Annotated in this window: 9 protein-coding genes; 3 read left to right on the top strand and 6 right to left on the bottom strand. The window is 54.5% G+C overall.

Features of this window, described 5'->3' with window-relative positions:
• Nucleotides 1-117 precede the first annotated feature (117 nt).
• The 3 genes from DN412_RS41325 to DN412_RS41315 all read right to left on the bottom strand — a co-directional run bounded on the left by DN412_RS41325 (nt 118) and on the right by DN412_RS41315 (nt 3708).
• On the bottom strand, nt 118-1188 hold the full coding sequence (locus DN412_RS41325; protein ID WP_115216791.1) for a hypothetical protein: 1071 nt from the start codon (nt 1186-1188) through the stop codon (nt 118-120).
• 31 nt (nt 1189-1219) lie between these two features.
• Nucleotides 1220-1480, bottom strand: coding sequence for a hypothetical protein (locus DN412_RS44280; RefSeq protein ID WP_208647759.1), 261 nt, complete (start codon nt 1478-1480; stop codon nt 1220-1222).
• A gap of 167 nt (nt 1481-1647) precedes the next feature.
• The gene (locus tag DN412_RS41315) at nt 1648-3708 is read right to left on the bottom strand and encodes a C1 family peptidase (RefSeq protein ID WP_115216789.1); all 2061 of its coding nucleotides are present in this window, start codon (nt 3706-3708) and stop codon (nt 1648-1650) included.
• A 447-nt stretch (nt 3709-4155) separates the two neighbouring features.
• On the opposite strand from DN412_RS41315, the gene DN412_RS41310 reads away from it, so the two are divergent.
• The 3 genes from DN412_RS41310 (at nt 4156) to DN412_RS41305 (ending at nt 6097) form a co-directional block, all read left to right on the top strand.
• Nucleotides 4156-4656: a DUF1906 domain-containing protein gene (locus DN412_RS41310; protein WP_161564126.1), complete on the top strand. Its 501-nt coding sequence runs from the start codon at nt 4156-4158 to the stop codon at nt 4654-4656.
• Between the two features lie 51 nt (nt 4657-4707).
• Entirely contained in the window at nt 4708-5490 is a 783-nt protein-coding gene (locus DN412_RS43250) for an SH3 domain-containing protein (RefSeq protein WP_133303178.1), read from the top strand.
• A gap of 286 nt (nt 5491-5776) precedes the next feature.
• Nucleotides 5777-6097: a hypothetical protein gene (locus DN412_RS41305; RefSeq protein WP_133303176.1), complete on the top strand. Its 321-nt coding sequence runs from the start codon at nt 5777-5779 to the stop codon at nt 6095-6097.
• Nucleotides 6098-6451: 354 nt separating this feature from the next.
• On the opposite strand, the gene DN412_RS41300 is transcribed toward DN412_RS41305, so the two are convergent.
• From DN412_RS41300 to DN412_RS41290, 3 genes are read right to left on the bottom strand one after another with little or no spacing between them, the layout of a single operon-like run.
• Entirely contained in the window at nt 6452-6958 is a 507-nt protein-coding gene (locus tag DN412_RS41300) for a hypothetical protein (RefSeq protein WP_115216786.1), read from the bottom strand.
• On the bottom strand, nt 6955-7404 hold the full coding sequence (locus tag DN412_RS41295; RefSeq protein ID WP_133303174.1) for a hypothetical protein: 450 nt from the start codon (nt 7402-7404) through the stop codon (nt 6955-6957). The genes DN412_RS41300 and DN412_RS41295 overlap by 4 nt, the downstream gene beginning before the upstream one ends.
• Nucleotides 7401-7976 (bottom strand): hypothetical protein, encoded by a 576-nt coding sequence (locus DN412_RS41290; protein WP_115216784.1) that lies wholly within the window; start codon nt 7974-7976, stop codon nt 7401-7403. Before DN412_RS41290 ends, DN412_RS41295 begins: the two co-directional genes overlap by 4 nt.
• Nucleotides 7977-8597: the final 621 nt, after the last annotated feature.

Here is an 8597-nt window from a genome sequence, read left to right as displayed (position 1 = left end):
TGACGATCAACGGGCACGAAACGACTCATCTATGGGCTCACTCAGCGAACAGTGAATTTATCAACGCTCAACCCGTCCCGCCGGACGACTGGAGATCCCCGAAAATCCGACAATCTCCTAGCGCGCGGTGGCAACTGGCGCCGCCTTTGCCTTGGTTTGTCTCACCAGCTTCACGCTGCCGGTAGGAGTTCCTGCCATCTCGGGAGGTGCGCTTCGTGTACTTTTCATCTGCTGGATTTTTCCGTCAGCGTAAGCCTGCAGGAACGTCTTGCAGATCGTGGTTAGCGCAGTCTGTTCGCCCTGCGAGATTCCTGTAGCTGCCGCAGTTGGGGTTGCATCAGCAGACGCGCCTGCATCGATTCGCGCAATCGGACGGTCCAACGCAGTAGAACAGGCGAGCACCAGAGGTGCAGAATCGCTACCGGCAAGGAAGGCTCGTTGCAGGCTCACGATGGCCTGCGCCTGCGCATCACTGACGGAAGAAGCATTGCCAGAGCCTAACAGCTCTCCCTCGCTTCGCGAGACGCTCTCCTGCTGGTTAGCGGACGCCGGGCTCTTCACTGCCGCTTTGCCCGCGCCTGCGTCAGCCGCTTTACCCGGGGCATTCGTTGACCTTGCTGCGGCACCGTCGTCAACTTGTGGCGCGCTGGTTAGCACCTGAGCCGCGGCTTCGCTATTTCCCGCAGCCAGCTCTATCGCTAGCAACGTCACCATGACATCGCCGAAGCGGCTCAACAGGAATGCATAGCTGGTTCGCGAAATCGCACCGTTGGCATAAGCCTCGCAGGCGCTAAAGAGGCCGTTTCTCAGGAGCTGAATGGTTCCGAGCCGTTTGCCAAGCTGGGCAATCGCTTCACTGCGTGATCTCGCCAAGTTAGCAGCAAGGCTGACGTCACCCGCTTCGCCAAGAGAAGGAAGCGCCTTGGCCTCTGCCTGCACTGCCGCACTTAACGCGCTGGAAATCGCCTTCGCGATGTCTGGGCTGGGCTCTGCGCAAACAATCTGATCAGGAATGACTTGGCCATCGACGGACGGCTTGGTTTGGCGGGCGTAGACCAGCCTAGCATCCGCCGTCGTTGCCAGTGTTTCCGTGGCGCCCAGGCTCTGATGACTAATCGTCGGGCCGCCTGCACACCCGACCAGCAAGAAAAGCGAAGCAAATGGCAAACAAAATCGCGAAATTAACATAGCATCTCCTCGCGGCCAACGCCCTGCCCGATCAATCGCCGGCGACTCCAAGCTGGCCCTGTCCAGTTACATCAATCACCGTGACGTCCATTGCGCCCTTGTTATTGAAATAGAAGCCGAGCACGTCATTCGCGCACAACTGAAGTCGTCCAGGTGGCAACGTAGACTGAAGGGTTCCCCCTTTTCCAAGTAGATGCCAGCCGGAGGTGCCCGCCATCCCTTTGGTCCGCATCAACAGTGCCATCCATGGCGCGTCCGGCAGGCGCTTTGCCCAACCGGCGAGCGCTCGCACTCCACCCGGGTTCCTGTCACCCTCTGGACCGATAGCTGGGGGCCTGAGATCAATCCACTGCCCCTTGACAATGAATCGATAGATGTGGTCAGGCTGGATATCGATGCCAGAATCAAAGCAAGGATCATCCGCCGGAACCAGAAATCGCCTTGAACCCCCTTGCTCCATTACGCTTGCCTCCGCATTCCGTCCGAGGCTTGATCAACCTGGTGCCGTCGCCGCTCAAGCATTGAGGTTGACGGCGAAATCGGGACCTGCTGCGTGGTGTCCATCTGACCCAAGATACGAGCCAGGGTAGCGCGCACAGTTGCTTCGTCATTGTCGAAATCGCCGTGATGCCTTGCCCGGGATGCATTTCGATCGCCTCTCGGTACGTTATTGGGAGTCGTTATCCAGTCGGCATTCCCACCTGCGTCGAACAACGCTTTGAGTTCCGCGTCAGCCAGGATGAACTTGGCCATGCCTAGAATGGGCTCCCCATCTGGATGGATGAGTGGAACCCGCGCCTGATCCTCGAAGGCATCCGAGACCAAGTAGAGCAAGGACTTGTTATAGATGTGCGCACAGTTATCGTCCCTCTCAACGCTGTCCGTCAGCGTAAATAGGCCAAACTTTCCGACCCGCTCGCCTACGATTGCCGGCAGATAGGCAGACTTGAACAGCGATATCGTGCAAGCCGGCGCCCACAGATGACAACTGGCAACCTTGAGCCCCAGCCCATCGACGCGGGCGGATGCCATCGGACCAGTAGTAATGCTGCCCTGCGTCGTCAGGTATTGCAGGAAGGGCGCTAGCAATATGCTGCCCGCGCTGTGCCCCACCAGATGAATCTCTGTGCCTTGTGCGGCCAGCTTGACCAATTGCTGCGCAACGACTCGTGCGCCACCCGCGGGGCCGACGGTGGCCAGCAGCGCATTCTCTTTCATCTCGCTCCATTCCGCCTTGCCGGTCAGCATTCTGGCGATGGGTTCCAGCGCGTCATCCAAACGATCAAGCATGAAGTCTTTGGTAGCATCCAGAATGCCCTCCGGACGCCGACGCCGGACCGCGTCGGAGAGCATATTGCCCAGCGTGGTCCAGTAGTCCGATTTCCAGATGAACGCCAGTGGATAGCACTCGGCGTCAAGCATCGCCTGACGGTAGCTGGCGACTGTCTCGACAGCACTGTCTTGACTGACCAGTCCGCCATGGCCGTATATCACTATTCGTTTCTTCCTCCAGCCGTTGGTAATTCGAGGAAAATCGACATTAAGAATCTCTTGGACACTCTCTGGTGTGGTACCGATATCCCCACGCTGATCTAGCACGCCGTCGTTGCCGATGCTGATGACATGCGGCCGTATATCCCTGAGCGTCGACAACGAAGATGCGGTCGAGACAGTGTTGGCGATAGCGGCCTTATGAACCGCCTGCACCCCATTGATTGGAGCACCCAAGCGCGCGACCCAGACGTCGGAGCCATTGGAGAGCCAGTCGTCATAACTGATGTGCCCGAACCCTCCGCGCCCCCATTTCTTTCCCCACGAATTCTGGATCCAGAAGCCATCCTCGTCGTAAGCCACGATGGCAAACGCATGACCGCCCAAGATCCTTGCAGAGAGCACGATGCGGCCGTCCGCCTTGACTTCCTGCCAGCCAGCATGAACGCTGCCACTTGCGTAAAGGACACCGACCTCTGCGATAGCCGCATGCATGGCGACAATATCAGTATGGTCTACGCGGAAATATGCGCCGAGGGGACGCTTCGCGGCTCCGACGGCCTGCTCTTCCGTCAGCATCGCGCTCTTCTCCTTTTTCGGCCACTGCGTCAAGGCGCAAACGCCGTGCTTGTACCAGCCTTTGATGGCACCTCGGCAGCTGGATCCCTCGTACGCCGTGCCGGGCCACTCGTCGTAGCGCCGGGCCATGTCATAGAACATCTGCGGGCTTACCTGGTTCTTGTCCGAGCGAGACTTGCGCGTGCGTAGCAGATAGTGGGCCACCGTTGCCAAGCCAAAACCCGTGCAAGCGCCCTCCTCTCCCTGGTCGAGTATTGGCACGCCAGCCTTTTGATAGTCCTTCAGTTCCCTACGCACCGGAACTTCAATCAGGCTCGGCACGTACATGCGGTCCCTGAAATCCAGCCCGTCCGGACTGACATTGAGCGCACGCGTCTGTCCACTCACCTTTGCCGTCGGAGAACGGCCCTGCGTCTTCGACTTTGATGCGCGCCGCCTTGTCGGCGTCATAGCAGGCTTCTTCAAAGCGGTTCTAGTTTGCGATGTGTTTTGCCTTATTGGCATATCAGGCTCCATGAACCGGACGGCCTACTTATTGCGCACTGGGTACCCCAAATCATATGGTGCTCCGTTATTCCAGATGCACGTGCGACGATTCAGGCTATGGCGATCCGATCCAAGCATAGGTAACCACCTGACGTATGGCTTCATCCAGAAGTTGTAGATCGTACTTAGTGTTGTTTATATCAGAGATAATCGCCATTTAATTCTTTGCGGCCCTAATACCTCAAACGGGTGAATAGCCGAGGGTTCATTACTGACGAATTAGGTAAGCGCTGAACTGGTCGCAGATTGCTGATCTGTGCGCTAGCACATAGATAGCGAGTGCCATTTACGTAAGCTTCCAGAAATTCGGCCGAAAATGCAGATATGGTTCAATGCCATCGGGAGCAATCCATGACATCGATTATTGACGTCTCAAGCGCATGTGGCAGCAAAGCGACGGCGCTCAACGCAGCGGGGATCAAGACGGTGATCCGCTACTACTCCCGAGACACTATCCGCCCATCCAAACGTTTGACGCAAACGGAGGCTGAGCAATTGATGGAGGCCGGTCTGAGGCTATGCATCGTGCATGAAGGGCGGTTCGGCGATAAAGCCGCGAACTTTGAGAGAGCGACCGGCGTGGCTGACGCTATGTACGCAAGAACTTACGGTGCAAGCATAATAAGGCAGCCGGCGAGGTCGACTATCTACTTCGGTATTGACTTTGATGCATCGACATCGGAGATACGGGACAGGGTTATCCCGTACTTTCAGGGTATCGCCGACGCACTTGCCGCGCCGACGGGCGAGCCTGACTATATGGTTGGCGTCTACGGAAGTGGCGCAACTTGCGAAGCCATATTGGATGCTGGACTTGCAGAGCTTGCCTGGCTAGCGCAATCTACCGGGTGATCAGGGTATTCTACCTTTTTAGAATCACGTCGCTGGACACTTAGTCAAGGCATGCCGGAAAATATCGTGGGTATCAATTGCGATCCAAATTCCGTCAATGAAGAAAAGGTAATCGGAGATTTTATGCTGGAAACGGCACCCATACCACACGTTGCTGTGCCGACTTTCCAAATGACAGTAAATGCGCGCAGTGGCTTGCGTCTAAGAAGCGGCCCTGGTGTGTCTTTCGATATTATTAGACTCTTGCCGTATGGAACATTGATTAATTGTATTAAAACGATAGAAGGTTGGACGGCAGCGGACTTGCAAGGTGATGGTGTCATCGATGGATTTGTCAGTAGCGCATATCTCGTAGATCCAAAAAATTCACCCAGCGTGGCTACAAGCCTTAAATCCATACACGATGCAATTCATGTAGCCGAACTAATACGTCAGGGCAGTTCGCCTTCGGGACTGATGGCAGCCCGCGAAACCGCTAGTGCCTCATTACCAAGCTATCCGACGAATGGGTGTGCCGCCCATCTCAGCGCACTGCTACAGCAGGCGGGTATCGACGTACCAATGACATTGGGCGCCGGAAGGTTGGCACATCTCTTGATCGACCGTAAGTGGAAAAGAATTAGTGTTGGTAGCCAGCAGCCCGGAGATGTCGGAGTTTGTTTTGACAATGATCCCACGCCGGCGGGCTCTGACCACGTTTATTTGGTGATCACTACAGATGGAAAAGACCAGATGATGGTGGCGGACAACCAGCGTACGACTGACGAGCCGCACATTCGCTTTGCAAGCGGTCATGGGAAGACACCGACGGAATATTTTCTTCGTGCCGTTTAATTTGCGGTTAGCTACCTTAAATATCGACCTGCAGGGCGCAGGATACGCGAATTAAGCAGGTTACGTCGTCTCGACGGTGGCGAGGGCCTCCATGCTGCTTCTGTCCGACTGCTTATCCATGCTTCAGTCGACGATCTATGCGCGAGCACATAGATACTGGCATGCACGCATCCTGAATGGCCCGCGGAATGCACTTCTCCGCGTCGGCAGTTTCCTTATTGCTTCATTAAAATAGCTGGACGACTATGGCTTACATATCACCTGAGCATGTCGTTGGAGGAGTGCTATGACTACCACGAGCTATTCACGCGATGATCTGATTTCTGATCAAATAGCAATAATAAAATTTTGGAGAGGGTACATGTTTCTTATGTACTTTCTTAACTACTTGCTTGGCATAGCTTCAGTCATTCTTGCGGCACTGGTCGCTGACAAGCCTTTTCCTGTAGCTAACAGTTCTGTCCTATATAAAGGTCTTGCGACTGCGCTTTCTGCCGTTACCGGGATGGTTGCTTTCATCAATCCGGAGCGGATCGGCGAACGATATCAGCGTGCATTCCGCGTGTTAAGCGTGGAGATTACTCGATTTAGGGGCGATAAGAAGTGAACGGTAGACGATGTGCTGCAAGCATATGAGCGAGGCGAAGACTATATTCATGCAAAGCGAGCTTCAGAATGAAGCATAAGGCTTTAGAACATCAGCGCAGCGGATTTTCGCATTGACTGTCTTCTACCAGCAAATCACCTGCGGGGTCGGTTTCGGTCGTCGGCTCAGTAAAAGTCCAGCCGCTCTCACCATCTAGCTGAAGACGGCGGCAGGACGCCAATGCTGTCATCGAGCTCGTCGACCGGGTACCGAGCCAATCCACCCAAGATAAGCAGCAACGTATAGGCAACAGCAAGCCTTATAAGCAGCGTGTCGATGAGGTCCCGTGGAGCGCGTCAACACTTTCGAATGTCCTTAGGGCGACGCAGAATCCGCGCCGTAGGCGAAGCGAACGACTTTCCAAAATTTGTCTTCGCAGGTCATTATGATGTTCTGCTCAATCTTACCGTATCCGCTTAATACCAGAAACCATAATGACACATCCCCACTTGTCTGCACTGCCTGCCCGCCGTCGATTCTGCTCCTTCTCGACGGATATCCTTCTACTCGATCATTAAAGGAACGTTCCACATTAGAAAGATTGTATCGCTTTTTCGCAAGCTCAATGAATTCCACAGTGGAATCTACGGAGTTTTGCTTCAGAAACCGTCGAGAAAACATCTCCCCTGCTCTATCCCTTACTATTCTCGAGCCCGCAGGTTGCTCTATCGCATCAAAGAACATAATAGCGGCTCGCTCCGGCGCCTCCGTGCACGGAAGCGGCTGGAATTCGTGAGCCATGGCGTCAGACATATACATAAGAGAAGCCGCAGCAAAATGTGCAATGCGGCCAATACGATTCCTGGAAAGGAATAGAGTCATAGCAGGTCTCCAAGGCTTTTCGCATTGCACTCTACGAGTGAAGGGACATCCACGGTATATATGCGGTATTGCTGCGTTTGGCCGGCTGGGGCGGATAGCTCCACAGTAATGGTGTCGAAATTGCCTCGTTTCCGATGCACAAAAGAGCTGTCCGAGGCCTTCTTCAGAGTCACGCCCTCGATCACCGCTTTAGCGTCCGACGACGGCACAAAAAGCTCAAATTTGCATACCGCCTTCACGTCGCTCCGGGCTGATACGGTGAGCGAGCCGCTCACTGAATCGACGATACATGTCGGATTGCCATCAACCGGGGCCGCGGTGTAGCTGTAAGCTTTCTCTGACGCGACTGTAACAGCGACCTGACCGTTCATCTGGCATGCCGACACGGGGAAGGCACAAGCGGAAAACAGGGCGGCCAAAGCACGAGTCATCCGATTCCATTTCACGATCCCTCTCCAATCACCAACTTGCCCTGGGGCTGCTGCCGTATTTGAATACTATTCTTTAGCCGAATTGTTTTGTTTAGCGGGTCTACCACATACGTTTCGGGATCTTGGAACGAGACAACGGCCCCCCCCCAATTGGGCACATCAATATAAACGGTCGGCTTTTCGTCTTTTATGAAAGGGACCATTAGCGACAGAGTGCCAGAAACGGTATTCGGATTTGGTATGATATTAATAGACGCCTTACTCATCTGGGGCACAAGGGTGACGCGCTCACCATTTGCATCGTAAAGCTCCACCGCACCGGTGATGTGCCAAGTGGTATCCCCCATAACACGGCCGAGCAGCACCTTACCAGTGGGCCAAATGAACGTCGATAATATCAGCCCGACGATTACGTACGCGGCAAATGACCCCGTAGAATTCAACGTCATTCCCTGGAATGGCCCCCTAAGGCCGAGCACTTGATTTGGCGTGATTTTGTATGTAAGCCACGCGGGGACGAGTGGAAGCACAATCCACACAATTGTTATGACAACAAAATGTAAAAGCGCTTTGGTTTCCACGTCCATATGGCACCTGTTTGCGTGACTTCCTTAGCAAGAGCGCTGAGATCACTGGCCGGATTCCATGGACCTGGAGGCGGTCTCTTACTTCAAGTGGCCCCAGGCACCGCACAACAGTGTAACCGCCCTACTCTACGGCAATGTAGTCCTGAATATAGAACATCTTTTTCACAACTACCAAAATGCAATCGGACTCGAACTGCCTAACGGCGATTGATTGCATAAATGCAGCAACGATACTTCGCCTCCGATGAAAAGCACCCGGCCCCCAGGTGTCAGCGCCCGGGGCCTTTTTGGCATAGCGAGGGCGGCTACCGAGTTGGCGATCGTACGATATCGTCAAGTGATTCAAGAGCGACGCAATTGTCAGGCAGGTTGAGACCTTGGTCTTGATTGCAACATGTACCCAACGCGTTCGACCGGATCCCTCTAAGCCTCGTCCGCCTCGCCACAAACCTCATCGACACGCTGCCTATAGCTGATGCCTATATCTTGCTGCTTATCTTGAATTGGTAAGGAGCCTCGCCTTCAGGCCACTGGCACGATTCCGTGCCATCATGGTTTGCAATGTGTCCAGCTTCCAAGAAGGAGGGAAACCATGAACACGATTGCTCGCATTGGTGTCGA

Source organism: Cupriavidus lacunae, from assembly GCF_003353055.1.
GTDB lineage: Bacteria > Pseudomonadota > Gammaproteobacteria > Burkholderiales > Burkholderiaceae > Cupriavidus > Cupriavidus lacunae.
The sequence above is the reverse complement of the archived record's forward strand: the minus strand, read 5'-3'. Positions and strand labels throughout refer to the sequence as shown.

Bases quoted from the DNA above. Each gene is read 5' to 3' on its own strand.
- DN412_RS41310 (WP_161564126.1), top strand. From the start codon at position 4,156: ATGACATCGATTATTGACGTCTCAAGCGCATGTGGCAGCAAAGCGACG.
- DN412_RS43250 (WP_133303178.1), top strand. From the start codon at position 4,708: ATGCCGGAAAATATCGTGGGTATCAATTGCGATCCAAATTCCGTCAAT.
- DN412_RS41300 (WP_115216786.1), bottom strand. From the start codon at position 6,958: ATGACTCTATTCCTTTCCAGGAATCGTATTGGCCGCATTGCACATTTT.
- DN412_RS41325 (WP_115216791.1), bottom strand. From the start codon at position 1,188: ATGTTAATTTCGCGATTTTGTTTGCCATTTGCTTCGCTTTTCTTGCTG.
- DN412_RS41305 (WP_133303176.1), top strand. From the start codon at position 5,777: ATGACTACCACGAGCTATTCACGCGATGATCTGATTTCTGATCAAATA.
- DN412_RS41315 (WP_115216789.1), bottom strand. From the start codon at position 3,708: ATGACGCCGACAAGGCGGCGCGCATCAAAGTCGAAGACGCAGGGCCGT.
- DN412_RS41290 (WP_115216784.1), bottom strand. From the start codon at position 7,976: ATGGACGTGGAAACCAAAGCGCTTTTACATTTTGTTGTCATAACAATT.